Source organism: Paenibacillus sp. 7523-1, from assembly GCF_002276415.1.
GTDB lineage: Bacteria > Bacillota > Bacilli > Paenibacillales > Paenibacillaceae > Paenibacillus > Paenibacillus illinoisensis_A.
This window is the reverse complement of sequence record NZ_NPBR01000010.1, coordinates 195,299-221,720: the sequence shown is the minus strand read 5'-3', so window position 1 is coordinate 221,720 and position 26,422 is coordinate 195,299. Positions and strand designations below refer to the sequence as shown.

At 49.1% G+C, this 26,422-nt stretch carries 26 protein-coding genes and 1 other annotated feature; of the genes, 18 read left to right on the top strand and 8 right to left on the bottom strand.

Translation table 11 applies throughout. From position 1 onward, the window contains the following. Positions 1-19: 19 nt before the first annotated feature. The 5 genes from CHH60_RS13105 to nirB all read right to left on the bottom strand — a co-directional run bounded on the left by CHH60_RS13105 (position 20) and on the right by nirB (position 5,108). Positions 20-406 carry an Rrf2 family transcriptional regulator gene (locus CHH60_RS13105; protein ID WP_255247910.1) on the bottom strand — a complete coding sequence of 129 codons (387 nt, stop codon included), beginning with the start codon at positions 404-406 and terminating at the stop codon, positions 20-22. A 130-nt stretch (positions 407-536) separates the two neighbouring features. After that, positions 537-1,166, bottom strand: coding sequence for a YfbR-like 5'-deoxynucleotidase (locus CHH60_RS13100; protein ID WP_095359550.1), 630 nt, complete (start codon positions 1,164-1,166; stop codon positions 537-539). A 260-nt stretch (positions 1,167-1,426) separates the two neighbouring features. Continuing rightward, positions 1,427-2,209 carry a formate/nitrite transporter family protein gene (locus CHH60_RS13095; RefSeq protein ID WP_095359549.1) on the bottom strand — a complete coding sequence of 261 codons (783 nt, stop codon included), beginning with the start codon at positions 2,207-2,209 and terminating at the stop codon, positions 1,427-1,429. Positions 2,210-2,261: 52 nt separating this feature from the next. Further along, positions 2,262-2,588 (bottom strand): nitrite reductase small subunit NirD, encoded by a 327-nt coding sequence (gene nirD, locus CHH60_RS13090; protein ID WP_095359548.1) that lies wholly within the window; start codon positions 2,586-2,588, stop codon positions 2,262-2,264. 90 nt (positions 2,589-2,678) lie between these two features. Then, positions 2,679-5,108 carry a nitrite reductase large subunit NirB gene (gene nirB / locus CHH60_RS13085; RefSeq protein WP_095359547.1) on the bottom strand — a complete coding sequence of 810 codons (2,430 nt, stop codon included), beginning with the start codon at positions 5,106-5,108 and terminating at the stop codon, positions 2,679-2,681. A gap of 312 nt (positions 5,109-5,420) precedes the next feature. On the opposite strand from nirB, the gene CHH60_RS13080 reads away from it, so the two are divergent. After that, complete coding sequence (locus CHH60_RS13080; RefSeq protein WP_095359546.1) at positions 5,421-6,128, top strand: metal-dependent hydrolase; 708 nt, start codon at positions 5,421-5,423, stop codon at positions 6,126-6,128. Positions 6,129-6,457: 329 nt separating this feature from the next. Here the strand turns inward: CHH60_RS13080 and CHH60_RS13075 are convergent, their stop codons facing one another. After that, the gene (locus CHH60_RS13075) at positions 6,458-6,775 is read right to left on the bottom strand and encodes a hypothetical protein (protein ID WP_095359545.1); all 318 of its coding nucleotides are present in this window, start codon (positions 6,773-6,775) and stop codon (positions 6,458-6,460) included. Positions 6,776-6,963: 188 nt separating this feature from the next. Continuing rightward, the gene (locus CHH60_RS13070) at positions 6,964-8,037 is read right to left on the bottom strand and encodes a M42 family metallopeptidase (protein ID WP_095359544.1); all 1,074 of its coding nucleotides are present in this window, start codon (positions 8,035-8,037) and stop codon (positions 6,964-6,966) included. Between the two features lie 624 nt (positions 8,038-8,661). On the opposite strand from CHH60_RS13070, the gene spoVAC reads away from it, so the two are divergent. From spoVAC to leuS, 17 genes are all read left to right on the top strand, one after another. Beyond that, positions 8,662-9,168: a stage V sporulation protein AC gene (gene spoVAC, locus CHH60_RS13060; RefSeq protein WP_176476053.1), complete on the top strand. Its 507-nt coding sequence runs from the start codon at positions 8,662-8,664 to the stop codon at positions 9,166-9,168. Beyond that, positions 9,165-10,181 carry a stage V sporulation protein AD gene (gene spoVAD / locus CHH60_RS13055; RefSeq protein ID WP_095359541.1) on the top strand — a complete coding sequence of 339 codons (1,017 nt, stop codon included), beginning with the start codon at positions 9,165-9,167 and terminating at the stop codon, positions 10,179-10,181. Before spoVAC ends, spoVAD begins: the two co-directional genes overlap by 4 nt. A gap of 3 nt (positions 10,182-10,184) precedes the next feature. Next, a complete protein-coding gene (spoVAE, locus tag CHH60_RS13050) occupies positions 10,185-10,535 on the top strand; it encodes a stage V sporulation protein AE (RefSeq protein WP_095359540.1) in 351 nt (116 codons plus the stop codon). Between the two features lie 208 nt (positions 10,536-10,743). Further along, positions 10,744-11,700, top strand: coding sequence for an AAA family ATPase (locus tag CHH60_RS13045; protein ID WP_095359539.1), 957 nt, complete (start codon positions 10,744-10,746; stop codon positions 11,698-11,700). A gap of 36 nt (positions 11,701-11,736) precedes the next feature. Then, positions 11,737-12,951, top strand: a complete 1,215-nt coding sequence (locus tag CHH60_RS13040; RefSeq protein ID WP_255247909.1) for a DUF58 domain-containing protein — start codon at positions 11,737-11,739, stop codon at positions 12,949-12,951. After that, a complete protein-coding gene (locus CHH60_RS13035; protein WP_095359537.1) occupies positions 12,948-15,161 on the top strand; it encodes a transglutaminase TgpA family protein in 2,214 nt (737 codons plus the stop codon). Before CHH60_RS13040 ends, CHH60_RS13035 begins: the two co-directional genes overlap by 4 nt. Before the next feature lie 109 nt (positions 15,162-15,270). Next, positions 15,271-15,798: a YqeG family HAD IIIA-type phosphatase gene (locus CHH60_RS13030; RefSeq protein ID WP_095359536.1), complete on the top strand. Its 528-nt coding sequence runs from the start codon at positions 15,271-15,273 to the stop codon at positions 15,796-15,798. After that, positions 15,795-16,922 carry a ribosome biogenesis GTPase YqeH gene (yqeH, locus tag CHH60_RS13025; protein ID WP_095359535.1) on the top strand — a complete coding sequence of 376 codons (1,128 nt, stop codon included), beginning with the start codon at positions 15,795-15,797 and terminating at the stop codon, positions 16,920-16,922. The genes CHH60_RS13030 and yqeH overlap by 4 nt, the downstream gene beginning before the upstream one ends. 41 nt (positions 16,923-16,963) lie before the next feature. After that, positions 16,964-17,833: a shikimate dehydrogenase gene (aroE, locus tag CHH60_RS13020; protein WP_095359534.1), complete on the top strand. Its 870-nt coding sequence runs from the start codon at positions 16,964-16,966 to the stop codon at positions 17,831-17,833. Between the two features lie 84 nt (positions 17,834-17,917). Next, positions 17,918-18,208 (top strand): ribosome assembly RNA-binding protein YhbY, encoded by a 291-nt coding sequence (yhbY, locus tag CHH60_RS13015; protein WP_095289806.1) that lies wholly within the window; start codon positions 17,918-17,920, stop codon positions 18,206-18,208. Between the two features lie 13 nt (positions 18,209-18,221). Continuing rightward, the gene (locus tag CHH60_RS13010; protein WP_095359533.1) at positions 18,222-18,812 is read left to right on the top strand and encodes a nicotinate-nucleotide adenylyltransferase; all 591 of its coding nucleotides are present in this window, start codon (positions 18,222-18,224) and stop codon (positions 18,810-18,812) included. Beyond that, positions 18,796-19,362 (top strand): bis(5'-nucleosyl)-tetraphosphatase (symmetrical) YqeK, encoded by a 567-nt coding sequence (gene yqeK, locus CHH60_RS13005; protein ID WP_095359532.1) that lies wholly within the window; start codon positions 18,796-18,798, stop codon positions 19,360-19,362. Before CHH60_RS13010 ends, yqeK begins: the two co-directional genes overlap by 17 nt. A 17-nt stretch (positions 19,363-19,379) precedes the next feature. Beyond that, complete coding sequence (gene rsfS, locus CHH60_RS13000; protein ID WP_095289811.1) at positions 19,380-19,727, top strand: ribosome silencing factor; 348 nt, start codon at positions 19,380-19,382, stop codon at positions 19,725-19,727. Continuing rightward, a complete protein-coding gene (locus tag CHH60_RS12995; protein ID WP_095359531.1) occupies positions 19,724-20,629 on the top strand; it encodes a CvfB family protein in 906 nt (301 codons plus the stop codon). Before rsfS ends, CHH60_RS12995 begins: the two co-directional genes overlap by 4 nt. A gap of 112 nt (positions 20,630-20,741) precedes the next feature. Further along, positions 20,742-21,512 carry a class I SAM-dependent DNA methyltransferase gene (locus tag CHH60_RS12990; RefSeq protein ID WP_095359827.1) on the top strand — a complete coding sequence of 257 codons (771 nt, stop codon included), beginning with the start codon at positions 20,742-20,744 and terminating at the stop codon, positions 21,510-21,512. A 145-nt stretch (positions 21,513-21,657) separates the two neighbouring features. After that, positions 21,658-22,638 (top strand): phosphotransferase family protein, encoded by a 981-nt coding sequence (locus tag CHH60_RS12985; RefSeq protein ID WP_176476052.1) that lies wholly within the window; start codon positions 21,658-21,660, stop codon positions 22,636-22,638. A 95-nt stretch (positions 22,639-22,733) separates the two neighbouring features. Next, positions 22,734-22,999: a binding site (T-box leader), on the top strand. A 71-nt stretch (positions 23,000-23,070) separates the two neighbouring features. Further along, positions 23,071-25,515, top strand: coding sequence for a leucine--tRNA ligase (leuS, locus tag CHH60_RS12980; protein ID WP_095359529.1), 2,445 nt, complete (start codon positions 23,071-23,073; stop codon positions 25,513-25,515). Here the strand turns inward: leuS and comER are convergent. Continuing rightward, positions 25,496-26,341, bottom strand: a complete 846-nt coding sequence (gene comER / locus CHH60_RS12975) for a late competence protein ComER (RefSeq protein WP_095359528.1) — start codon at positions 26,339-26,341, stop codon at positions 25,496-25,498. The two genes, leuS and comER, sit on opposite strands and share 20 nt — an antisense overlap. Positions 26,342-26,422 lie beyond the last annotated feature (81 nt).

Here is a 26,422-nt window from a genome sequence, read left to right as displayed (position 1 = left end):
TGCTGTATGGTTACGCTGTTCAAACGCTGTTCAAACGCTGTTCCATCGCTGTCTGAGCCTCAATGAGCTCGGCACGCAAGGTACGTTCGATCATACTGCCCACCGGACAATCCGGATTCGGATGTTTATGAAAGTTGAATAGCTCCCCATCCTGGACCACTTCGAGTGCTCGATATACATCCAGTAGGGTAATGTCTGCCGGATCCTTTAATAAGGAAGCACCGCCGACGCCCGGTCTGACCTCGATCAAACGGGCCTGTTTCAGCTTGGACATGATCCGCCGGATAATCACGGGATTTGTATTTACGCTGGAAGCAATAAAATCCCCAGTGCAATCATGCGGTGCAACAGCGATCAAGGACAGGGTGTGAACCGCAATGGAAAAGCGACTGCTAATTTGTTTCATGGATGATCACCACCATTGTAACTATAATAGTTACAAATTGTGATGTTGTCAAATACAAGTTCCAGATCACCATCCATAACGAAAAGAAGCCATGTCCTGGGATCAGTTGGACCAAGATGGCCAGCGCTGATTATTGGGACAAAGCTTCTTCGGTGATTTGGCGGATATCGAACGGGGAGCGAATGCCTTCTTCGATCATGTCAGGCAGAATGTTGTCTAAGAAATAACGTACACAGTGAAGGTCAATATTTTTGATTTTGATCAGTGCATAACGGTACATGACGATAAATTCTTTCTCCGTATTGCCACGCTGAAGTTCCGCAAAGGCTTCATATACCTGGTCCATTTTATCCGCCACTTCGAGAATCAGGCCTTCTACGGAATCATCTTTGCCTTCTCGCAGCTGCCTGCGGAAGATGTCCTTAAATTCTTCAGGGATATTTTCATTAATAAAATGCTCTACCATAGCTTCTTCCACATGGAGCAGCATGGAACGCAGCTCCAACGAGTAATGTTTGACGGGTGTCTTAATATCACCGATGAAGATTTCGCCATAGTCATGGCTGCTGGTGATTTCGTATAACTTTTTCCAATCGATGCTTACGCCGTGCTGTTCTTCAATATCGGCCAGTGTCTTGGCATATTGTACTACTTTCCAGGAATGGGCAGATACACAGTGTTCTTCGAATTTGAACTTGCCAGGCGTCCGAATGATGCGTTCAAGATCGTTCAGTGACCTAAAGTACGTATGAATTCCCATCTAAGCTATCATCCTTTGTTGGTTGAGTATGATCCGACTATACTTTAATTATGTTAACCACGGATTAACGATGTATGCGAGAAAGGTAAAAATAAACCTTGAAAGGAAAGACATAAGCATAGGGATAAAGAGACAAAAGGGATATCCACGGACCAAACCAAAAAACCACCATTTTGACTGAACTTTTATTCAGCTGATTCATGGTGGCTTTTTTAGATTTTTAATGATTCACGACGAATGAAAATGTGTGCGATGTCCGATCAGGCTTTCTTCCGAACCGGGGAAATAAACCAATACGCCATACCGACAAACAACGCACCACCAATAATATTGCCCAGTGTGACGGGAATCATATTGTGCAGCCAACCTGCCAGCGTGATCGTATCGGGGTGGTTGGGCAGCATCCAGGACAGTGATAAGAGCGTCATGTTGGCGACACTATGCTCATATCCGCTGGCGATAAACGCGTACAGACACCACCAGATCAGTACCAGTTTGGCAATATCCTCTTTGGAACGGGCCGCCATCCAGATGGCCAGACAGACGAGCCAGTTACAGAGAATACCGCGGAAGAACAATTCGGTAACGGGTGCAGCCATCTTTTTGGCCGATACGGCAAACAGTAAGTGCTCCGGTGCAGCTGTTTTAAACAAGCCACTGCCTACAATAAGCAGACTGAGCAGAATGGCCCCGATCAGATTGCCGAGGAAAACAAGTCCCCAGTTTTTCAGGGTTTCCCGAACCGTGGTCCGGCCTGCCAGCGTGCTCATGGTAAGAAACATGTTGTTGCCTGTAAATAATTCCGAGCCTGCAAAAATGACGAGCGTGAGGGCGAGCCCGAAGGACATGCCCATCAGCATCATTTGTAAGGGTGACTTGGCTGCAAGCAATGGTGCACCGATACTAAAGATCAGAATAATTCCAAGCCCAACGTAAGCTCCTGCCATCAAGGCAGCCACCATGTAACGCGGCAAGCTGGCATTCATCTGATCCCGCTTTTTAACCGCAGCTTCAATAATTCCTTCAACACCTGGTGTAAACATCTTGGTCTCCTCCATTATTGTGCAACTTTCTCGATCCTGCTCATGGAGCTAACTATACAGCAATCCAGACCTGACCATTCTCGAGTTTCACCGGAAACATCTGAACCTGTCCCTGATCTGGTGCTTGCACTTGACCCGAACTTAAGTCGATTTTCCAATCGTACAGCGGATCATAGAGATAATGTCCGGATATGATCCCTTCGGCGAGCGGACCACCCTTGGGGTGGGGATTATGGTTATCGGCCGCAAATACGGTACCGTCGGAGGCGCGGAAGACAGCCAGCTGTCGTCCTTCAATTTCTACCACTCTCCCGATCCGGGGGAGAAACTCCTCAATCTCTCCCGCCGGAAAATAGGTGGCCGATTGTTTGGTTGTCATTTGGACTGCTCCTTTTCTATGGCAGGTTCACCTGCAAATTGAATATCATATTGATCCAGTAAAGAACGTTACTGTTTTAAGGATTAAAGCTTAAGGGCGAGCCGAAACTTCAATTCCCTGGAACAGTTTGGTTTGGCCTTCTTCGTTACGCAGTGCTTTTTTCCAAGGATCTTCCACATGGCTCAGAGCAAATTCGATACGTTCCATCAATGCTTTGCGTTCCTCCGGATTATCCACCACAACCGAACGAATCTGTTCAAGCCCGATACGTTCCACCCATTCCGAGGTACGCTCCAGATAGTTGCCGGTTTCGCGGTAGTATTGAATAATTGCACCGCAAAGTTCGATGAGCTCTGCATCTGTTTTCACTTTGCATAAGGAATCTGCCAGTCTGGCCTTGATACCGCCATTACCGCCAATAAACAATTCCCAGCCTCCATCGTTACCAACAATCCCGATATCTTTGGTACACGACTCCGCACAGTTCCGAGGGCAGCCATTGACCGCCATTTTGAATTTAGCAGGCAGATCGAGACGCTCGAATTTGCGTTCAAGCAGGGCGCCCATCGCCATGGAATCCTGGGTACCGAAGCGGCAGAACTGGGAACCGACACAGGTTTTGACCGTACGCAGCGATTTGGCATAGGCATAACCAGAAGGCATATCCAGCTCGGCCCATACCTGCGGCAGATCCTCTTTTTTGACCCCGATCAGATCGAGACGCTGTCCACCGGTAACCTTGACCGCTTTGACATCGTATTTGACCGAAATATCAGCAATACGTTTCAATTCTTCCGGTGTGGTAACGCCGCCGTACATGCGTGGTACAACCGTATACGTGCCGTCTTTCTGAATATTGGCGTTCATGCGTTCATTAACAAACCGGGATTCCTTTTCGTCTTCATGCGTATCCGGTGCAAGCATGCCAAGGTAATAGTTAATTGCCGGACGACATTTGGAACAGCCTTCAGGCTGGCTCCAGCCCAGGACATTCATCACTTCTTTGGTCGTCTGCAACCCTTTTTGCTTGATCTCGGCTACAATTTCGTCCCGGCTGAGCGAGGTGCATCCACAGATGCCCTGTTTGGCGCCACTTGTGAAGTTGTCTCCCAGTACGTATTGTAAAATTTGCTCTACTACCGGTTTACATCCGCCGCATGAGCGGGTTGCGCCTGTGCAGCCTTTGATCTCATCCACGCTGCTCAGACCTTGATTCGTAATGGCATCGACAATCGTTCCTTTGGTTACACCATTACATCCACATACGATTTCGTCCTCAGCCATCGTTTCAACAGAAGCAGCTTTTTTGTGACCCCCACAGCCCGTACCCATCAGCGAGGCATACAGCTCATCCGTCATCTCGGTTTTCTGTTTGATTAACTTCTGCAATTCAGCAGAATCCGTCACATCTCCAAAGAGCACAGCACCGACCATGATGTTGTCCCGCAGCAGAATTTTTTTGTAGGTTCGTTTCCAGTCATCTTTATGGCTGATCACCGTATGGTCAGGACTATCGAGAAATTCACCAGTGGAGAAGACATCCACACCTGAAATTTTTAATTTGGTAGATACGACAGAGCCTTCATACGGAGCAGTCTCCACGCCGCAGATATGCTTGGCGAGAATCATGCCTTGTTCGAATAATGGGGCAACGAGGCCGTAGCATACTCCCCGGTGTTCAGTACATTCCCCGACGGAATATACGCCTTCGAGTGAGGTCTGCATGTAGTCATCCACGACGATACCCCGGTTAACTTCCATGCCGCTTTCACGGGCTACAATCGTGTTCGGTTTAATGCCCACAGCCATTACGACAAAGTCTGCATTCAGCACGGTATCATCGGCAAATCGAAGACCTTCCACGCGTTCCCCGCCGACCAATTCAGCCGTCTGTGCACCCATTTTGAAACGAATACCTTGACGCTCCAGTTCCGCTTTTAGCATGGCTGAAGCTTGAGGATCGAGCTGGCGTTCCATCAGGTCTTGCATGAGATGAACAACGGTGACGTCCATGCCGAGCTGTACCAGACCTTTGGCTGCTTCCAGCCCGAGAAGTCCTCCCCCGATAACAGCCGCTTTTTTATATTGCTTTGCTGCTTCCAGCATCATATTGCAATCGGCAATATCCCGAAATCCAACAACGCCTTCTTTATCATGGCCCGGAACGGGCAGGATAAAGGAGCTGGAACCTGTAGCGATAATGACTTTGTCGTAGGGCACCCGTGTGCCTTCGTTTGTTACGACTTCCCGGGTATCTGCATCGATACGGGACACGGTTGTCCCGGTATGAAGCGTAATGCCATTGTCTTCATACCAGTGCAGATCATTCAGCACAATATCATCAATGGTTTTGCTGCCCTCCAGAACATAGGACAGCATGATTCGGTTATAGTTGGGATAGGGCTCCGTGCCGAAGACCGTAATGTCATAACGTGAAGTTAATTTCAAAATTTGTTCAACTGTACTAATGCCGGCCATACCGTTACCGATCACGACAAGTTTTTCTCTGTTTCCGTTCATGTGTGTAAGCCTCCTTGGTTTAACACTGGACAATATCAACATTTTTAGTGGTTTATATTTGAATCATACCGTGAATTGTTAACACTTAATGTGATTTATTTCACTAAGAAAGAGATAAGTAGCACAAATTAAAAAGTGTGAGCCCGGTCATGGAAACTGTTTTTTATATGAGCATGAAGAGAATAGAGGTAATGAGGTCGAGACTCTGCATTAAAATAAGAAATACGAACTATTGTTCTCTTTTTAGTTTCGTTGTAACATCGAGAATGGGATATGATGTTCCCTATTTCTTCGAAAGGAAGTTTTCGCATCATGATGGGAAGATCCCACCTGATTATTGGAACAGGCGTTTCACTTTCAGTACTGCAGCTGATGGGTGTGCAAGTCACGGCACCGGCTGTTACGGTTGCGCTCATTGGCTCGCTGCTGCCGGACATTGATGAGCCGAATTCCTTATTGGTATCCAAGGCGCTGCCCAATAGTTTGATCAGGCTGCTGCAAACCATTTTGCTGCCTACAGCCGTATTTGTGTATTTTTATGTGCAGGCGAAGCCTTGGAATCTGCTGCTGGCCATCTTGGTCGGGCTGGTATCTTTCCTGCCATCGCGTTCGCTCCGCAAAGTGTTGATGTTCGCCATCGGACTGGGCTTAGTATTCTACGGTCACGCTCTCGCACCATGGAATCTGATTGCAGGGAGTCTGCTCATGTTATGTACTACGCTGACCCACAGAGGTTTAACCCATACGGTCTATGGAACTGCAGTTTGGGGAGGACTACTGTACAGCACAACGCATGAGCAGGGACCTGAGATTTGGGTTGCCGGAGGAGTAGCCTATGCCATGCATCTGCTTGCAGATTCGTTGACGAATCGCGGGATTCGTCCGCTTCCGCCACTCAAGTGGAGGATCCGGGCGAATTTGATGAGCACGGGGACCAAACATGGAGCCGTGGTCGAGAATGTATGTATTGTGCTAACGCTTATTTTGGCATGGATCGCATTTTCGCCGTTATTTCTGTAACTCAGAGCAATAGGCATCGTGGTTTGAATCAGATCATGCAAACGTGCTGAACAGCAACATGAAGTTCAAAAACGCCAGTCCGGAATATATGGACTGGCGTTTTTTTGTTGGCCCTCCGAATCCTGTGTTAAACCTTACCATGTGTATAGTTCAAGGGGCTAAACCAACTGGGAGCAAGGTTCAGGAAGAGGATGGGGAATCGGTAAGCTCATCAATATCCGAGGAGCCGAATACAAATAACACAACAAGGATAACTACAATTAATAGCTCTGCAAATCCAGTTCCGTCAAAGTCAGACATCATCCCAACCTCATTTCATTCCATTCCATTTAGGAATTCATTCTTTTTTGGAAAGCTCGCATCACATCATCCAGAGTCACATCGCCCATCTCGTCAAGAAATTGGACCAGTTTATCGGCATTCGAAGGGTTAATGTTTGTTAGTGTTTTATACTGTCCAACCAGCTCAACGACCAGAGTGGCTTCACGAAACAAGGTGACAGCATCAACTCTTAATTTACCGCTAACAAGCAATGCTGCAACGATGAGTTCTAGGTTTCTACCTTTAAGATTGCCATTGAGAAGGGAGCTTGCGGCATTTGTTTTTTTGGATCCTTTATTCGATTTTCCATTCCTTCCCACTGCCATAACAGGTCCCCCACTGCTTGGTGTTTTGTTCTCTTTCGTTGTTGTATCTTATGTGTGATTTCCTGTAATGTTCGAACTATTAATCTATTTTTACGCAAAAAAAAGAGACAATCCAACCAAAGTCGGAACGCCTCTTTATCTGGAGGGAGATCAACCAGAGTTTTTCAATTCTGTCACTCGCTGAGCATTCACGCGTTTTCAATAATGGTGTTCATGGTCGTACGATCTAAACCCTTCACCAATTTGACAAGCAGTGCCTTGGCAGCGTCATAGTCATCGGTGTGAATGATGGAAGATGAGGTGTGGATATAACGAGCGCAGATCCCAATGACCGTTGAAGGTACACCAATTCCGCTCAGATGAACTTGTCCTGCATCCGTGCCACCAGGAGAGATAAAGTACTGCATCTTGATCTGGTTCGAAGAAGCTGTATCCTGCACATATTCCACCATACCGCGGTGAGTGAACATGCCTGGATCGAAAATACGAAGCAGAGCACCTTGCCCAATGTGTCCGAAGGACTGTTTGTCACCTGTCATGTCATTGGCTGCACTGCAGTCCAGTGCGAAGAAGATGTCTGGTTCAATCAGATTGGCAGCTGTACGCGCACCGCGAAGCCCCAATTCTTCCTGAACTGTTGCACCGCAATACAGCGTGTTTGGAAGCTTCTCTTGGTGGAGTGCCTCAACGAGCTCAAGGGCAAGTCCGACTCCGTAGCGGTTATCCCAGGCTTTTGCCATGATTTTTTTCGGGTTCGTCATGGGTGTGAATTCACAGATCGGCACGATTTGCATGCCTGGGTGAATCCCCCAAGATTCGGCTTCTGCACGGTTATCCGCACCAATATCCAGGTACATGTGATTCAGATCAACCGGTTTGCTCCGTTGGGACTCATCCAGCAAGTGAGTAGGCGTAGAACCTACAACGCCCGTAATACGGCGATCCGGAGTGATGATCTGTAGGCGCTGAGACAGAACAGCCTGACTCCACCATCCACCAAGCGGTCGAAATTTTACCATGCCCGTTTCCGTAATGCCTGTTGTCATGAAGCCCACTTCATCAAAGTGTCCGGCTACCATAACTTTCGGGCCTGATTCTTCACCTCGCAGTACACCGAAAAGGCTTCCCAGACGATCCTGGACAAATTCCTCTGTATATTGGGAGAGCTGCTCCTTCATCCATCCGCGAAGCTCGCGCTCGAATCCGGAAGCGGAAGGGAATTCCGTTAACGTACGAAACATCTCCATTGTTTTTTCATTCATGTGTCGACAACTCCTCTGCTTGTATGTATGACAGTCTCGACAGAACGGCTGCGGACTGTTGTCCTCCATTAATAAAGGACATTATTAACCACTGGTCACATTACAGTATGAACCTTGCGCACCTAATTGTCCATGTCTGTGTCACGTATCGACTGGAGCGTTAGTACAATGAACATGAAGTTTCCTTTTGGATTAGGCTTTTCCCTCACCCCTTCCACAGCATGATTGAATATGCATGAGTTGAGATGCTCCATGCGTTCCCATAACCAGGATTTTTTATTCGTTTGCTTGACGACAGGAAGGAGTTGGGACACCAGATGAAGCCACCTCATGAAGGCAATGAAGATATCCTTTTTATCGTCCTTTTTATTTTGCTCGTCATCGTACTTCTTTATTTATAGGGAAATACTTCAGACCTGACTGTTGTGCAATTAGCTCAGCTTCTCTCTAATCCGGCGTATTGAATTTAAGCTGCTAAACCGTTCTCTCCCCAACTGGAAACAATTGATGCAATTCGCCGGATACATAACCTTCCCACGATTAACAAACAATGAACATAGGATTCCACACGAGATGCAGCGACAAGCTGTGCGACCTATTCGATTTCTAAGGAGGTTCTGAATCTTGCCAGCTCAAACCAAAGGATCCGGTAACGGAAAAAAATCATCATCCCTGTCCATCAGCGAACAGGATTACAAGAAAGTAGCCAAGAAGCATGAGCCGTCTCGTCCGATCCTTGCGAATTGCATTAAGGCTTTCTTTGTCGGGGGATTCATTTGCATCATTGGACAGGCTATCCAGGAAGCATTCAAGGCAGGTTTCGATATGACTTCAAAGGAAGCGGCCAGTCCTACGGTTGCGGTCATGATCCTGATCTCGGTTATCCTCACCTGCCTTGGGGTCTACGATAAAATCGCCCAGTGGGCCGGAGCAGGAACAGCGGTCCCGGTTACCGGCTTTGCCAACTCGATGTGTTCAGCAGCATTGGAGCACCGTGCGGAGGGACTTGTCCTTGGCGTAGGAGCCAACATGTTTAAGCTAGCCGGATCGGTTATCGTATTTGGCGTCGTGGCTGCCTTTATTATAGGTATCATTTACGCCTTCCTTGGATTAGGAGGTGGGCATCTATGAAGCTTGTCGGACGCCAAACCTGGGAGTTTGAGAATCGCCCTCGGATTATCGGCAGGGCTGCGGTTGTTGGGCCAGAGGAGGGAGCTGGACCACTGTCAGCCGATTTCGATTACGTCTATGACAATCTGGAGATTGGTGAGAAAACATGGGAAAAAGGGGAGCGCAAGCTGCTTGAGCAAGCTACACAGCTGGCACTCATCAATGCAAACATCACAAAGGAAGAGCTGCAGTTTTTCATTGGTGGCGATCTCCTCAACCAGATCATCAGCAGTTCCTTTTCGGCTCGGAAACTGGGAGCTCCTTACCTCGGTATATTTGGGGCTTGTTCGACTTCCATGGAGAGTCTTGCATTAGCATCCCTGATTGTCGATTCTGGTGGAGGTGATTATGTCCTCGCCGGTACGGTCAGCCATAACTGCACAGTGGAGAAGCAGTTCCGCTACCCGACCGAGTATGGATCCCAGAAACCTCCTTATGCACAGTACACCGTAACCGGATCTGGTTGCGGCGTAGTCTCCCGCTCAGGGGAAGGCCCAGTTGTCACGCGGGCAACGATTGGACGGGTCATGGATCTTGGCATCAAGGATCCGTTTAACATGGGGGCAGCCATGGCCCCAGCAGCAGCAGATACCATTGTGTCTCATTTCCGGGATACGGGGCTTCAACCCGGGTATTACGATCTTATCGTTACTGGTGATTTGGCTTCGGTTGGACATCCCATCACGAAAGAACTGTTGCAAAAGGAAGGCATCCCCATGGAACAAACGACGTTTAATGACTGTGGACTCATGATTTATGATCGGGAGAAGCAGCCATTTGTTGTAGCAGGCGGCAGCGGCTGCGGCTGCTCAGCGACTGTAACGTATGGACATATATTGAACCGGATGCAAAAAGGCGATCTCAAACGGGTACTGGTTGTGGCCACGGGTGCATTGCTGTCACCGATTTCCTACCAGCAGGGCGAGAGCATCCCATGTATTGCACACGCTGTAGCCATTGAGAAGGAGGGATAAACGATGCAATTTTTATGGGCATTTATTGTTGGAGGACTGATCTGCGTGGTGGGTCAGCTGCTCATGGATGGCGTCAAGCTGACGCCAGCTCACACGATGAGTACACTCGTTGTGGCAGGAGCGGTTGCGGATGCGCTCGGATGGTATGATCCCCTGATTAAATTTGCAGGAGCTGGAGCATCCATCCCCATTACGAGTTTTGGCAATTCACTTGTGCACGGGGCATTGACCGAGCTTGAAAAGGTGGGATGGATCGGAGTTATTACCGGGATATTCGACTTGACGGCTGCAGGGATATCAGCGGCGATTATCTTCTCCTTTCTCGCCGCGCTGGTGGTTCGGCCGAAAGGCTGACAAGGCGCAGTCAAATGGTTTTAGCCATATATGTATACACTAAGAGGCTCCGGATGTTTAACATCCGGGGCTTTTTGTCGCAATCATGCGAGAATGGCGGCCAATCTGACGGCTGGAAACAAATTGTGATTCTCTTCGAGTGTACTCGCGCCCGTTGTTCATGTACAATAAAAGGAAATCTGTATGCTTTTTTAGGAGGTTAGACCACATGCCTGTGCGCAAAGAGTCGATCCAAATCATTTCAGCAGTTCGTTCTAATCTAGAATCTTGCATAATGGGGAAATCCTTTGAAATTCAACTTTTGCTCACAGCTTTGCTTGCAGGCGGACACGTTCTGATCGAAGACGTACCCGGAACAGGCAAGACACAGTTGATCAAAGCATTATCGAAATCCATGCGCGGAGAATACCGCCGCATTCAATGTAATCCAGATATTTTACCAAGTGATATTACAGGTGTATCCGTATTCCACCCGCGTGACGAGCGCTTTTATTTCCGTCCGGGTCCGGTCATGACCAACATCCTTCTGGCGGATGAGATCAACAGGGCAACAACGAAGACCCAGTCAGCACTGCTGGAAGTCATGGAAGAGCGCAGTGTAACGGTAGATGGCGATACCTATGATCTGCCGCACCCGTTCATGCTCTGTGCTACACAGAATCCAATCGATTTTGAGGGAACGTATACATTGCCGGAAGCACAGCTCGACCGGTTTATGCTGAAAATAAGTTTGGGTTATCCCGACAAGGATATTGAGAAAACATTGCTGAAGCAGCATCAGTCAGGTCAGCCCGTGGACCGACTGGAGTCCGTAACTCACATGGACCAGATATCGGCGATTCAGCAGGAGATCAAGGAAGTCTTCATCGGTGATCCGGTCATGGACTATCTGCTTGATGTCGTTCGCAATACACGTTCGCATCCGTCCGTGCTGCTGGGGGCCAGCCCGCGTGCAGCCATTTCATTCATGATGGCGGTGAAGGCGTTTGCCTTCCTGCAGGAACGTGATTATGTGCTCCCGGATGACGTGAAAACGATGGCCCCGTACGTCCTTTCGCATCGGATTGTACTGCGTCCTGAAGCGAGACTGGACAGCATGAGCTCTGAAGCCGTACTCAATTCTGTACTTCAGCAGGTTCGTGTGCCCGTCTCCATGGGGCAATAATTCATGAAGCCGCTTTTGAGTAATGTCAGAAGAGGAATGCGCCACCCCCGCGTATGGAGTATCGCGGCGGTGTGGATTTGCTGCTTGGCCTATGTATTATTCCAGGGTGGGAAAACATCCATCATGCTGCTTTCGATGGTGACCCTCCTTTGTCTGTATCTTGCCATTGCCGGATTCAGTGGAGTAAGACGCGCACGCGGTGTACGAATGCTATCATCGGGGCAGGACCATGAAGAGCTGCTGCATGCCGGTGACCAGGTCCAGGTGAAGCTCAGGTTGACCATTCCCGGGTTTTTGCCGCTGCCTTACGTGGTTGTCCGTGAAATGCTGCATCGTCATAACGGGGAATCCTGGTCCTTCAGGGAGAGCCTGATTCCGAACATGCGGGGAAATGGAGAGCTGTCTTTCCAGACTCCGCCGCTGGAGCGCGGCAAATATGCGTTTTCCGAAACGGAATGTGCAAGCGAAGATATCTTTGGCCTGATTGAGCACCGCGGTACATTCAAGGCCAAAGGGGAGTTTAGGGTGCTGCCTCGTACCGTATTCATACCCTACTGGCAGCTGTACGATCGTAAATCACGACTATCTGGTCCACAAACCGCGCAGACGCGTTCCCGCAGGGAAACCACTCAAATTAACGGTGTTCGTGATTACGTGTATGGCGACAGGCTGTCCCGCATTCACTGGAATGCTACAGCCAAGACAGGAACATGGAAATCCAAGGAGTTTGAACATGAGTCGATACCCAAAACCATTTTGGTACTTGACGCTCTGGCGGGCAGTTACGAGCAGGGGGAAACATTTGAGCTGGCGGTTTCCACGGCTGCATCGCTATTGGAGTATGGTACGAGAGAACGGATGGGTATGGGGCTGATGACGCTATCTGACCAAACGACGCTGCTTCCTCCAAGCGAAAGCCTGATGGACCGGCAGAAGATGATGCATCATCTGGTGGATGTTCAGAATGATGGTCAGGACAAAAGACTGCTGCCAGGTATTGAGAAGCTTGCTCGTCAGCTGCCGCAGGGCGCTTATTTTGTAGTCATATCTCCCCAGAAGGATGAAAAAGTACTGGAACTGCTGCGGTGGGCTGATACGCGTGGGATGACTCCGTGCCATATTATCCTTGATACCAAGGAGTCACGCCAGAGTGCCGAATGGGCCGCCATGCTGCGAGGAAGAGGCACGAGATCCTTTGTTGTTTCCCATCTGCAGGAACTTCCAACGGTTATGGGGGGAGGTTCTGTATGAGTACGAATAGTAGAGAACAGTCGATGGGGAAAAGATCCTGGTACCATGCAGCGTCGCTGCTCTGGATTTTCCTGATAGGGATGCAGTGGATTTCGTTTACACAGGAATCCTGGTACACCGAGACGACATCATTGGTATTATGGACGCTGGCTGCGGTCAGTGTACTGGAGATTATTTTACCTTTCAAAACAATATATCGTAACATCATCAAGGCCATTGTGCTTATTTATATTTTGCATAAAACGCTTATTGATTTCTCTGTCTACATTCCTTACGGTACACTGAGCGACCGCACGGAGCAATTTCTGCTGCATTTGACCCCGTACATCTGGTTCTCCCTATGCGCATGGGTTATGCTCGAAGCGGCTCTTCGTCTGGTGACGACAACACGCCGTATTCTTGTTTTTCTGGGTGTGAACATCGTTTCGATGGGTATCCTGGATTCCTTCACCCAGATTCCACTCTGGATTGAAGTGGCCTGGGTCATGTTTGCCGGGATGGGGTGGCTCGTCTGCCAGCACTTCCGCAACTTTCAATTGAACTACCCACAGGGCTGGAAACGATTGCTCCGTTATCCGTACAAAATACTCGCCAACATCGCAATTATTTTTTCTCTGATTATTGTAGCGAGTGTTAATATGCCTGAAGTACCGCCTACGCTGACAGATCCTTATACGGCATGGCGTAACTATACCGGAAGCTCTACTAGCCAGACCGGCAACGGGACGCTGGATATTCCAAGTTCCACAGAGTCCGGATACAGCCGTGAAGATAACCAGCTGGGTGGTGGATTCAACTTTGACTACACACCAGTCATGTCGGTAACGACGAATGAACGGAGTTACTGGCGGGGTGAAACCCGGGAAGAGTACACCGGTACAGGGTGGGATGACCGCAGACGGGTGTCCTCGGAAGATGTAGAAATTGGACAAGCTCTTGAGAATGAGGATGCGGGCAACGTAAATACCAAGCAAGTGACGCAAAAGGTAACCATGTTGAACGATAGTGTATATCCAATCCTCTTTGGTGCGTATTCCATAACCGAAGTAAGTTCGGTCAATGGTGAGAACGAATCAGGCCGGATGCTGTGGAATGCCAATCAGGCAGAGCTGCACATTGTCACAGATCGGCAGCAGCCGCAATTCCCTAAAACGTATACGGTTGTATCCGAAGCACCAGTCATCGTGGAAGATGAGCTCCGTACCAAGACGTTTGATGATCTATATGGAAGCAATCCTGCAGATGACATGTATCTGCAGATGCCTTCCCGCTTCCCGGACCGGGTGACAGAGCTTGCGGCCGAAATAACAGCAGCGGCAAATACGCCGTATGAAAAGGTCGCATTACTGCAAAACTACTTACAACAAAACTTTAATTACACTAACAATCCCGATTTATCCCGAAAAGTAAGCAATGATTTTGTTGAAGGATTTTTGTTTGACATCCGTGAGGGGTACTGTGATTATTTCTCTACGGCACTCGTCATGATGGCACGTTCGGAAGGTATTCCTGCCCGCTGGGTAAAAGGGTATGCCCCTGGGCAAATGTCTCTTAATTCCGACATGCAGGCACCACGCCAGCCTGGTTCTGAAATTGAGACGACGTATACCGTGACCAATGCAGATGCCCATTCCTGGGCTGAGGTGTACTTTGGCGAATACGGATGGATTCCAGTTGAAGCGACACCTGGCTTCGATATGCCTCTGTTGACGGAACAGCCTGATGTACAGCCAGTAGACGAGCCTGAAGAACAACCAGAAGAAGAACAGGTTGTTGAAGAAGAGCAAGCACCTGCACCTGAACAAGCAGCATCCGGCATTCCCGCTTTTGTGATCTGGGCGGCGGTGGCTGTACTTGCCCTATGGGTTGCTTATATGTTCTGGCGGAACCGCTTCTCACTCCGTTTCTGGCTTCTGCGTCTGCGCACCGGCGGACCACTTACCCCCGAGCAGAAAGTTGTTGCAGAGACGGAACGCTGGATTCGCTATGTGAAACGAAAAGGATTGACCCGAAGCGCAGACGAGACCCTGCGCGAGTCTGTCAACCGATGGAGTCAGGCCAAACCGGCTGCGGCAACAACGCTGCAAGAACTGCTGGCGATGTTTGAACGCACGCGTTACAGCCCTGCTTCCGTTACTTCGGACGATTGGAAGGCAGTCTATGAGACAGCCTCGAAGCTGCGCAAGGAACTCAAAGCGGAACGGGCATAGAGTATGCCCGTCCCGTTTTTCCTTTTTCCCATACCATCAGGCACTGTATGCATTTTCAGGAAAGACGGATTTGTGATATAGTGTGTCGTATGAAACTGAGGTGACTTCTTTGTTTAAAATGTTAATGCCCAAGCTGCGAGTAGACACGGTTTTTGACATAAATCTGGAAGAGCTGTACGCTCAAGGCTACCGTGGAATTATAACTGATCTGGATAATACGCTTGTCGGTGCCAAAGCTCCTGATGCCACACCGGAACTGATTGAATGGTTTGCGCGTGTGAAAGAGGCGGGTTTCAAGCTGATGATCGTGTCCAATAACAATTTGAACCGTGTATCTTTGTTTGCGACTCCGCTGGATATCCAGTTTGTGCATAGTGCACGCAAACCATCGAATGCACCGTTTCGTAGAGCAATGAAGATGATGGAGCTTACTCCAGAAAAAACGATTGTTGTAGGCGATCAGATGCTTACGGATGTATATGGAGGAAACCGACTGGGACTTTACACGGTCTTGGTACTGCCCATTTCCATCGGTGATGAAGGTTTCATGACCCGCTTCAATCGTCGCGTGGAACGGATTGCTCTAACCAGTTTGCGCAAGAAAGGCTTATGGCTCGAGGAGGAAAAGAAGAAATGACAGAAACGCATAACGGCAATCCTGCCGTAAGATGCAGTGGGTGCGGAGTGCATCTGCAAACGGAAAATCCGGACAAACCGGGATTTATTCCGGAGAAAGCGCTGGATCGTGAACCGGTCATATGTCAGCGGTGTTTCCGGATCAAAAACTACAATGAGTCATCATCCGTCACGGTGGATCAGGACGAATTCCTGGCTCTTCTCAGCAAAATCGGGGATAAGGATGCACTTGTCATCCATATCGTTGATCTGTTTGACTTTGACGGCAGCATCATTTCCGGTCTGCAGCGTTTTGTAGGGAACAATCCAGTTCTGCTGGCTGTTAACAAAACGGACCTGCTTCCCAAGGTAACCAACTGGAACAAGGTTCGTAACTGGGTACAGAAGCAGGCTAAGGAGCAAGGTTTGCGTACGGTGGATATCGTGCTCTGCAGTGCCAAGCAAAATCAGGGATTTGATCGTCTGCTGGAGCTTGTGGGTACGTATCGCGAGGATCGTGACGTTTACGTGGTTGGGGGTACCAATGTGGGTAAATCGACATTGATTAATCGTCTGATCCGTGACTACAGCGATTTGGAGCAGGAACTGACAACCTCCCGTTATCCGGGAACGACGCTGGATATGGTCAACATTCCATTGGATGATGGCAAATTTATTATTGATACGCCGGGAATCGTGTATCCATGGCGTTTCAGTGAGATCGTATCACGCAAGGATCTGGCAGCCATTATGCCGGACAAGCCGCTTAAACCAGCTGTGTATCAGCTGAATGCCGGACAGACGCTGTTCTTTGGCGCCATGGCTCGTTTTGATTTCATTGAAGGTGATCGTCAGTCCTTCACTTGTTATACAAGCAATGCAATCGATATTCACCGGACGAAGCTGGAGCGTGCAGATGATCTGTATCGTGACCACGCCGGAGAACTGCTGTCCCCGCCAAGCCGGGAGGATGCAGCGGACATGCCTGAATGGACACGGCATGAGTTCCGTATCAAACGCGGCAGCCAGTCCGATGTGTTCATATCCGGTCTGGGCTGGATCAAGGTCAATGGTGAGAATGGGGGGCTTGTCGCTGTACATGCACCAAAAGGTATTCGAGTGCTGGTTCGTCCATCTTTGATCTAGTTATACGGCACATTGATTCTCTATAGATCGGGGGCGGACGCATGCCAGAACAAAAGAATACCTATACTTCACTTCCTGTTTTGCTTGGAGTTTTTGGGGATCCGATTGGACATTCCAAGTCACCAGCCATGCATAATGCGGCTCTTGCGACAGCGGGTGTGAACGGATTGTATATGCCGCTTCATGTTCGTCCAGAGCAGCTGGAAGCAGCCGTTAAAGGCATTGTTGCCTTGGGGTACCGGGGTGTTAATGTAACAATACCTCACAAAGAAGAAGTGATGAAATACCTCGATGCCATTGATGAAAGTGCGCGGCTGATTGGTGCTGTGAACACGATCGTCAACGATAATGGTAAGCTGACTGGGTACAATACCGATGGTATTGGTTATGTTCGTTCGTTGAAGGAGGAGGCAGTGCCGGAGCTCGCAGGCAAGAAGATTGCTGTTCTTGGGGCAGGAGGCGCTGCAAGAGGCGCCATCTATGCTCTGGCACTGGAGAAGCCGGAACGGATTAGCATCCTGAATCGTACAGCAGAGAGAGCAGAGGCTCTTGCCTCCGATTTGAGAAGGCACGGATTGGGTAACATCACTGGCAGCGGCATGGAAGAAGCTGCAGCTGTGTTAGCCTCGGCTGATATCGTGATCAACACTACGTCGGCAGGCATGCATCCGCATATTGATGATGTTCCTGTGAATCCGGAGTTGATTCGGGAAGGTGCGGCCGTGAGTGATTTAATCTATAATCCGCTGGAGACACGCTTGCTTCGAGAAGCACGTTTGCGTGGGTGCGTTGTGCACGGCGGACTAGGTATGTTTGTATATCAGGGCGCAGTCGCATTTGAACACTGGCTCGGCATTCCTGCGCCAGTTGAGACCATGAGACGCGCTGTATTGGATAGTTTTAATAAGTGAAAAATATCATTGAACGGTCAGGCAACAGACAGACAATAAACGCTGTTACAGTGCCTGCCGGGCATAAGGAGTTATGGAGTAATTATGTTAAACGGTAAACAAAAGCGCTTTTTGCGCTCACAAGCACATCATCTGACCCCTGTATTTCAGATCGGCAAAGGGGGCACCAACGATCATTTGTTCCGTCATATCGAAGAAGCAATTGAGAAACGCGAACTGATGAAAGTGCAAGTGTTGAATAACTGTCTGGATGACAAAAACGAAATCGCTGAAGAAGTGGCGCGGGAAACCGGCAGCGAACTGGTGCAGATTATCGGAAGCACCATCATCCTGTACAAGGAATCACGCGACAACAAACAAATCGAACTTCCTTAGGACGGTGACACGGGTGAAGATTGGCATCATGGGCGGGACGTTTGATCCGATCCATATGGGACATCTGCTCGCTGCCGAAGCTGCTAGAGATTCACATGCCCTGGATGAGATCTGGTTTATGCCTTCCCATGTTCCGCCCCATAAACGCGGAGCTGGAGCTTCGGGACAGCAGCGCCTGGATATGACTGAGGCTGCGGTACAAGGTGTAGAACAGTATGAAGTGCTGGGCATCGAAATGGAACTCGGCGGGGTGTCCTATACGATCGATACGATGAAGGAACTGTGGCGCCGTTATCCGGAGCATGAATTTTATTTCATTATCGGAGCGGACATGGTGAACTATCTTCCGAAGTGGGAACAGATTGATGAACTGGCAGCGAAATTAACCTTTATTGGTGTGGGTCGGCCAGGATTTCAGCTGCATCTGGATGACCTGCCGGAGGAACTGCAGGACAGCGTGCTGCTGGCCGAGATGCCCCTGGTGGACATTTCATCCACGGCTGTTCGCAGGAGACTTGCTAAGGGGCATTCGGTACGGTTCATGATCCCTGATGCAGTTCATCAATATATTGTAAGGAGCGGTTTATATGGGACTAAGCCGTGAAGAATTAATTAAGGCTGTTTCCGGTCAGATGCCGGAGAAGCGCTGGAAGCATACGCTTGGTGTAATGGAAAAGGCCGTCCAGTTGGCAGAGAAATATGGGGCGGATCCTGTCAAAGCCGACCTCGCAGCCATACTGCATGACGTCGCCAAGTACTGGCCTGTATCCGAAATGGAAGCGGTCATCCGTGAAAACGGATTGAACGAAGAACTCTTACTGCATGACAAGCAGCTCTGGCACTCTGAAGTGGGTGCTTTTGTGGCACAGCGCGATTATGGTGTTGATGACCCGGAAATCATTAACGCAATCCGCTGGCACACTTCCGGGCGTGTAGGTATGAGTCTGCTCGATAAGGTCGTATGTCTTGCTGACTATATTGAACCGGGAAGAGATTTCCCAGGCGTAGATCACATTCGTGAGCAGGCAGAGCGCAGCTTGGAAGAGGGACTGATTGCCGGTTTTGATTCCACGATCAGCTTGCTGATCTCGCAGCGCCGCGTCATTTATCCGCTAACGATGTTGTCGCGGAATGATCTGATTGCACACTTATAAAATATGGAGGTTGGTTCATGACAGTATCATCGAAAGAACTTATGAATATGGCGGTAACCGCCGCTGACGATAAAAAGGCATCGAACATTGTAGCACTCGATCTGAAAGGCATCTCTCTGGTTGCAGACTATTTCGTAATCTGTCACGGTAATTCCGATACACAGGTACAGTCCATTGCAACAGAAATTCGCAAACAGGCACATGCAGCTGGCGTTAACATTAAAGGAATCGAGGGCATGGATTCCGCACGTTGGGTGCTGATGGATATGGGCGACGTGGTTGTGCATATTTTCCATCGTGATGAGCGCGAATATTACAACATTGAACGGCTATGGTCTGACGCCAAAGTGGTGGAAACGGTATGAGTTTGATTGCAGGCACGGTCGTCTCCCTGCCGGTTGATCGTGAAGTATCGCCTTTTGGCTACTTTTTGACGACAGGATCGGAAGATGTACTGCTTCACTATACGGAACTCACACGGGATGTCAAAATCGGGGAGACGCTCGAGGTCTTTTTGTTCTTTGATACAGAGGACCGTTTGGCAGCAACCATGAAAAAACCATATCTCACTCTGGGCGAAATGGCACGACTGGTTGTGGCTGATATACACCCACGCCTTGGCTGTTTCCTGGAGATGGGACTTGGACGGCAGCTGCTGCTCCCTATCCGTGAATTGCCCGAATTGGAAGAACTACGTCCACACGTGGGCGATGAAGTTTTTGTTATTATGGAACATGACAAGCAGGGACGTCTTCGTGCCAAATTAGCGGGGGAACGTGAGCTTGCTCCCCTGTCATTCCACGCTCCAACATCATGGTTGAACGAATGGGTGGAAGCTACGGTGTACAAACCTTTGCAGATGGGTACTTTTGTGCTTGTAGAAGGCGGAGTACTTGGCTTCGGTGCTATCGGCATGATTCATTCATCTGAGCGCAACAGAATGCTGCGGCTGGGTGAAAAGGTGAAGTGCCGGGTAACGCTGGTTCGTGAAGACGGGCGTGTTAACCTGGCCATGTCCCCTCGCAAAGAGGTAGGCCGTAACGAAGATGCGGACAAACTTCTGGCGTTTATGAAAGAGCGCCCTACGGGCGGTATGCCTTATTCGGATGCCACTCCACCGGATATCATCAAGCAGCGCTTTGGAATCAGCAAGTCTGCTTTTAAGCGTGCTTTGGGCAAGCTGATGAAAGACGGACTGGTGACGCAGAAGGAAAACTGGACGTACTTGGCGGAGTCAGCTCCCAAGGATTCAAGTGAAAACAAGTAATTGTTAACGACATATTGGAACGAAGGAAGGCAGGGCAAGGCTGGGTGAACTCCGGACGCCCCTGCTTTTTCTTTTGGAATCGGAAAATGAAATTGAAAGTGCGGTGCCTGACATGTCTTACCGTAAATTTGCTTATGTGTACGATGAATTAATGGAAGATATGCCTTATCCGGACTGGATAAGGTTTGCAAGAACAGCCTGGGAGCAGCACGGCATGCCGAAGAGTGTAGCCGAGCTTGGATGCGGGACGGGGTCCATTACGATCCCACTGGTCAACTCGGGGTTTGAAGTGACGGGCATTGATCTGTCTGCGGATATGTTATCTGTGGCGCGAAGTAAAATGGAGGGAACCCCTCAAGGTCATCGATTGTATCGTGAAGGCAGTGTCCGGTGGGTTCAGCAGGATATGCGGGATTGGAGAGTACCCGAACCGGTAGATTCAGTAATTTCATTCTGTGACTGCATTAATTATTTGCTGGAAAAGGAAGATGTCATTCGTACGTTCCAGCGTACCTACGAGATGCTGAAGCCGGAAGGGACATTCCTGTTTGATGTACACCATCCAGACACCTTGATCCGCTATGAAGAAGAGCAGCCTTTTGTCCTGGATGAACGCTCCGTATCCTATATCTGGACCTGCGACATGGATCGTGAACGGTGTGAGATTGAGCATCATCTCAGCATTTTCTCCCGGGTGGATGACGGCGGCAAGGACATGTACCAGCGGTTCGAAGAGGTTCACGTTCAGCGTGCATACGATCCGGACTGGATGAAGCTGGAACTGACCAAAGCTGGATTCAGGAATGTCCGTGTATATGCTGATTTCACATGGAAAGAAGCTGGAGAAGGCGCGCAGCGGCTATTTTACGTCGCGGTGAAATAGAATTGCAGATAGAGAACCGTCCTAGTAACAGTGAGGGCGGTTTTTTCCTGTTTTTATGATGAAATGCATTGTCATCAAGGGTGAAGAGAGCCATAATGGACGAAGGTGGAAAACGCTTACCGGGTCTCGATGAATAGAATTCGTATTGATAAAAAAAGGTGGTGCAGAAGTGGAAAGTACATACAAAACAAGGCTGACATCAGAACAGCTGAACGCAATTGCCAAGCAACATTTTAATACAGGCATCCAGGAATACAGGGAAATGATTGACGGATGGGCCAACCATGCTTATTACATCTCGCTCGGCAACGGGAAAGAGGTGGTGCTCAAAATCGCTCCTTCCAAGGTTGGTAAACCGTTGCGCTGTGAGCAGGATCTCCTGATGGCAGAAGTTCAGGCACTGCGTCTCGTGGGAGAGCTTCGTGATGTACCGGTTCCCCGTGTATTGGCGTGTGATACAACATGCAGTCTTGCTCCGGCGGAGTACTTTATGATGGAATATATGCCTGGCAAGCCTTATAACAAGGTCAAAGATCAGTATAGTTCAGCAGAGCAGGCAGAGATTGAAGAGCAGCTTGGTGCATTCAATCGCCGGATCAACGAGATCAAAGGTGAAAAGTTTGGTTATTTTTCAGAAAAGAAACCAAAGTATAACACCTGGAAGGAAGCATTTCTGAGTCTGATGGATGATCTGCTCACCGACGGAAGAGAGGCTGGCGTAAAACTTCCTATGGATTATGATGAGCTTGCCCAATTGATTAGGGAGAAATCGGATGTGTTGTGTGATGTCAACGAGCCGGTACTCATTCACTGGGATCTGTGGGATGGCAATGCATTTGTGGAACAGGGGCGAATTACAGCCATTATTGATTTTGAGCGCTGCCTTTGGGCGGATCCCCTGATGGAGCACTACTTCAGTCATTTTAATTATACAAAAGGGTTTGTGAAGGGTTATGGTAGGGCCATCACAACCGATAGTGAACGAAAACGAAGAAGCTTGTATGATCTGTATTTTGATCTGATTTTGTGGATTGAATGCGAATATCGACAATATGATAACAAGGAACACATTCAGTGGGCAATTAATAACTTGGAAGAAGGAATCAAGCGATTTCGATTGTCCTAGGCCGAATGGGGAAGAACGGCATTATTTATAGTCAACAAACCAAGCAATATTGACTTTAGTCGTGCTTTTTTATATAATGGTCCCGATATTGTATACATATTTCGATGATAAGGAACAGTAGTGGGTCCTGTACATGACAGAGAGTCGGCGGTTGGTGCAAGCCGATTGACAGTATTTCACGAACTCGCCTTGGAGAAATGCGGTGATTACACCATCCTGTGCTTGAATGTCTGGCATTTCGTTCAGGAATGGAAATCCGCATCGGTTAACCGCCGTTACAGGTCCAAAGGGAGTGGATGACGAAGCACGTTCGTCCGCTAACTAGGGTGGTACCACGGGAATTCAACCTCTCGTCCCTAGCGCTGCAAACGCTATGGATGCTGAGGTTTTTTTGTTGCAATAAAAGTGAATAACCAAGAGGAGGAACAATAGATGAGTGAGAATCACCAGCCGAAGCACGGCTATCAGCCGCAGGTTATGGAGAAAAGTTGGCAGCAGTATTGGGATGAAAACAAAACGTTTAAAACAGGTGAAGACCCGGGTAAACCGAAGTTTTATGCACTCGACATGTTCCCCTATCCATCCGGTTCAGGTCTGCACGTAGGTCACCCGGAAGGGTATACGGCAACGGACATCGTTTCCCGTTACAAACGTATGCGTGGTTATAATGTGCTGCATCCGATGGGCTGGGATGCTTTCGGTTTGCCTGCTGAGCAGCACGCTCTGGACACGGGCGAGCACCCGCGGGAAATAACATTCCGCAACATCGACAATTTCCGTCGTCAAATCAAGTCTCTTGGTTTCTCGTACGACTGGGATCGTGAGATCAGCACAACAGACCCTGAATACTATAAATGGACACAATGGATCTTCATCCAGCTGTACAAAAAAGGTCTGGCATATGTAGATGAAGTGCCGGTTAACTGGTGTGAAGCGCTGGGTACGGTACTGGCTAACGAAGAGGTTATCGACGGCAAAAGTGAGCGCGGTGGTCATCCGGTTGTGCGCAAACCGATGCGTCAATGGGTACTGAAAATCACGGAATATGCTGAGCGCTTGTTGGAAGATCTGGAAGAGCTGGATTGGTCCGAGAGCATCAAGGATATGCAGCGCAACTGGATTGGGAAATCCACAGGTGCAGAGGTAGTATTTGCCATTGAGGGCAGTGAAGAAGTTATTAAAGTGTTTACAACACGGGCGGATACCCTGTTCGGTGCAAGCTTTGCCGTTCTTGCTCCTGAGCATGAATTGGTCGATGCAATTACGACAGCGGAACAGCGTGAAGCCATTAAGGCTTATCAGGAGCAGGCTTCTCGCAAGAGTGATCTGGAACGTACGGATCTGGCCAAAGAAAAAACCGGCGTATTCACTGGTGCCTATGCGATCAATCCGGTTAATGGTGCAAAACTGCCTATCTGGATTGCGGATTATGTGCTCGCAGGATACGGTACAGGAGCGGTTATGGCGGTTCCAGGTCATGATGGTCGCGACTGGGAATTTGCGAAACAGTTCGGTCTGGACATCATTGAAGTTATCCAGGGTGGGGACGTAACACAAGAGGCATATGCCGGGGACGGACCACATGTGAACTCCGACTTCCTGAACGGACTGAATAACGAAGAAGCGATTGCGAAAATGATCGCATGGTTGGAAGAGAGTGGTAAGGGGCAAGGGAAAACAACGTATCGCCTGCGCGATTGGTTGTTCAGTCGCCAGCGTTACTGGGGTGAGCCGATTCCAATTCTGCACTTGGAAGATGGCACAATGAAAACTGTACCGGAAGATCAACTTCCTTTGCTGCTGCCGGATATCGACCAGATCAAACCTTCAGGTACGGGGGAATCGCCACTGGCGAACGTAACGGATTGGGTTAATACGGTGGACCCAGAAACGGGAATGAAAGCACGCCGCGAGACCAATACGATGCCACAATGGGCGGGAAGCTGCTGGTACTATCTGCGCTTTATCGATCCACACAACGACAAAGAGCTGATCTCCCAAGAGAAACAGCAGCAGTGGTTGCCGGTTGACCTGTACATTGGGGGAGCCGAGCATGCCGTGCTTCACCTGCTGTATGCTCGTTTCTGGCACAAAGTGTTGTATGATCTGGGCGTGGTGAATACCAAGGAGCCATTCCACAAATTGGTGAACCAGGGTATGATTCTGGGAACCAATAACGAGAAAATGAGTAAATCCCGTGGTAATGTCATTAATCCGGATGAAATTGTGAATGAATTCGGAGCCGATACATTGCGTCTCTATGAGATGTTTATGGGACCTCTGGAAGCTACAAAACCGTGGAACGCTAACGGGGTAGAGGGCATGTACCGCTTCCTGTCACGCGTATGGCGTCTCTTCATCAACGAGGACACTGGAGCAATCAACGATAAGATTACTGTGGATGGCGGAACGGAAGAATTCAAACGTACAGCGCACAAAACGATCAAAAAAGTTACGGATGATCTGGAACATCTGCGTTTCAACACAGCGATCAGCCAGTTGATGATCTTCATCAACGATGCTTACAAAGCCGATACATTGCCACGTGAAGCGATGGAAAACTTTGTACAGCTCTTGTCCCCGCTGGCACCGCACATGGCGGAAGAATTGTGGAGCCGTCTTGGACACGAAGGAGGAATCTCCTACGTAGCTTGGCCGGAGTATGATGAATCCATGACAGTAGATGCTGAAGTGGAGATTGTTGTACAGGTCAACGGCAAAATCGTAACTCGTACAACGATTGCCAAAGATCTCGATGCACAAGGCATGCAAGACTTTACAATGGAACTGGCGCCTGTCAAACAGGCTCTGGAAGGCAAGACCATTCGCAAGGTCATTGCCGTTCCAGGCAAACTTGTTAATATTGTTGCCGGTTAATTTCACCGGCTCTAAATACTTCATCCAGCTTCAACAAGTCTTCTTCGTACTTGTCGTGGGTTGTATGGATAAGGCTGTCAAATACACCGTCCAGGCTGTTTTTCATTAAAGCAAGTGCCTGGGCGGTAATGCCACCGGGAACGGCAACGCGAGCCTGGAGCTCTTGGGGTGTATATCCTCCTTCCGTCAGCAGCTTGCCTGTTCCGAGGAGCATCTCACCTGCAAGAGCGCAGGCGTCTGCGCGTTTGATCCCTGTTAGTTTGACGGCACTCTCGATCCATTGTTCCAGGAAGAAGGATATGAATGCAGGTCCGCAGCTGGAAAAGTCGGATGTGATCCGCGTGCAGGCTTCATCGACTTGGTAAGGTCTGCTGAAGTGACTGAGAAGTCCCTCCAGAACGGATCGGTCTTCAGGGGTCATGCGTTCGCCATGAATGCACAGGGATGCTCCGCTGCCGACCTGGTGTGTAACGCTGGGGATGATCTTGGAGACTTTGCAAGGAAGTGAAGATTCCAGATGGCGCAGCTGCACGGGACTCGTAATCGAGACGATGATGTGATTGGAATTTACAACAGGCAGAATGTCGTCAATAACATGCTTGAATTCGAGTGGTTTCACGCATAAAAATATGATGTTGCTTCGGATGACCGTTTCCCGATTGCTCTGTGATTCATGCAGTCCGGGATAACGGAGGGATAACTGACGCACTTTGGAAGGGGTCCGATTACTTGCGGCGATCTGCCGGGGCTCGAGTGCTCCGGATTGAATCAAGGCATAGATCAGCAGGCTTCCCATGCTGCCGGTTCCGATAAATCCAACCTTCATTGTTTCAGGCCTCCTTTCATGCTTTACGGTACTGGCGCAGTTCGTTCCTTCTAGTCTATGCACCAGGACTTGTATGACATG

Excerpts from the sequence above, each read along its gene's own strand:
- CHH60_RS13105 (WP_255247910.1), bottom strand. The coding sequence starts at position 406 with ATGAAACAAATTAGCAGTCGCTTTTCCATTGCGGTTCACACCCTGTCC.
- CHH60_RS13100 (WP_095359550.1), bottom strand. The coding sequence starts at position 1,166 with ATGGGAATTCATACGTACTTTAGGTCACTGAACGATCTTGAACGCATC.
- CHH60_RS13095 (WP_095359549.1), bottom strand. The coding sequence starts at position 2,209 with ATGTTTACACCAGGTGTTGAAGGAATTATTGAAGCTGCGGTTAAAAAG.
- nirD (WP_095359548.1), bottom strand. The coding sequence starts at position 2,588 with ATGACAACCAAACAATCGGCCACCTATTTTCCGGCGGGAGAGATTGAG.
- nirB (WP_095359547.1), bottom strand. The coding sequence starts at position 5,108 with ATGAACGGAAACAGAGAAAAACTTGTCGTGATCGGTAACGGTATGGCC.
- CHH60_RS13080 (WP_095359546.1), top strand. The coding sequence starts at position 5,421 with ATGATGGGAAGATCCCACCTGATTATTGGAACAGGCGTTTCACTTTCA.
- CHH60_RS13075 (WP_095359545.1), bottom strand. The coding sequence starts at position 6,775 with ATGGCAGTGGGAAGGAATGGAAAATCGAATAAAGGATCCAAAAAAACA.
- CHH60_RS13070 (WP_095359544.1), bottom strand. The coding sequence starts at position 8,037 with ATGAATGAAAAAACAATGGAGATGTTTCGTACGTTAACGGAATTCCCT.
- spoVAD (WP_095359541.1), top strand. The coding sequence starts at position 9,165 with ATGAAGCTTGTCGGACGCCAAACCTGGGAGTTTGAGAATCGCCCTCGG.
- spoVAE (WP_095359540.1), top strand. The coding sequence starts at position 10,185 with ATGCAATTTTTATGGGCATTTATTGTTGGAGGACTGATCTGCGTGGTG.
- CHH60_RS13045 (WP_095359539.1), top strand. The coding sequence starts at position 10,744 with ATGCCTGTGCGCAAAGAGTCGATCCAAATCATTTCAGCAGTTCGTTCT.
- CHH60_RS13040 (WP_255247909.1), top strand. The coding sequence starts at position 11,737 with ATGCGCCACCCCCGCGTATGGAGTATCGCGGCGGTGTGGATTTGCTGC.
- CHH60_RS13035 (WP_095359537.1), top strand. The coding sequence starts at position 12,948 with ATGAGTACGAATAGTAGAGAACAGTCGATGGGGAAAAGATCCTGGTAC.
- yqeH (WP_095359535.1), top strand. The coding sequence starts at position 15,795 with ATGACAGAAACGCATAACGGCAATCCTGCCGTAAGATGCAGTGGGTGC.
- aroE (WP_095359534.1), top strand. The coding sequence starts at position 16,964 with ATGCCAGAACAAAAGAATACCTATACTTCACTTCCTGTTTTGCTTGGA.
- yhbY (WP_095289806.1), top strand. The coding sequence starts at position 17,918 with ATGTTAAACGGTAAACAAAAGCGCTTTTTGCGCTCACAAGCACATCAT.
- yqeK (WP_095359532.1), top strand. The coding sequence starts at position 18,796 with ATGGGACTAAGCCGTGAAGAATTAATTAAGGCTGTTTCCGGTCAGATG.
- rsfS (WP_095289811.1), top strand. The coding sequence starts at position 19,380 with ATGACAGTATCATCGAAAGAACTTATGAATATGGCGGTAACCGCCGCT.
- CHH60_RS12995 (WP_095359531.1), top strand. The coding sequence starts at position 19,724 with ATGAGTTTGATTGCAGGCACGGTCGTCTCCCTGCCGGTTGATCGTGAA.
- CHH60_RS12990 (WP_095359827.1), top strand. The coding sequence starts at position 20,742 with ATGTCTTACCGTAAATTTGCTTATGTGTACGATGAATTAATGGAAGAT.
- leuS (WP_095359529.1), top strand. The coding sequence starts at position 23,071 with ATGAGTGAGAATCACCAGCCGAAGCACGGCTATCAGCCGCAGGTTATG.
- comER (WP_095359528.1), bottom strand. The coding sequence starts at position 26,341 with ATGAAGGTTGGATTTATCGGAACCGGCAGCATGGGAAGCCTGCTGATC.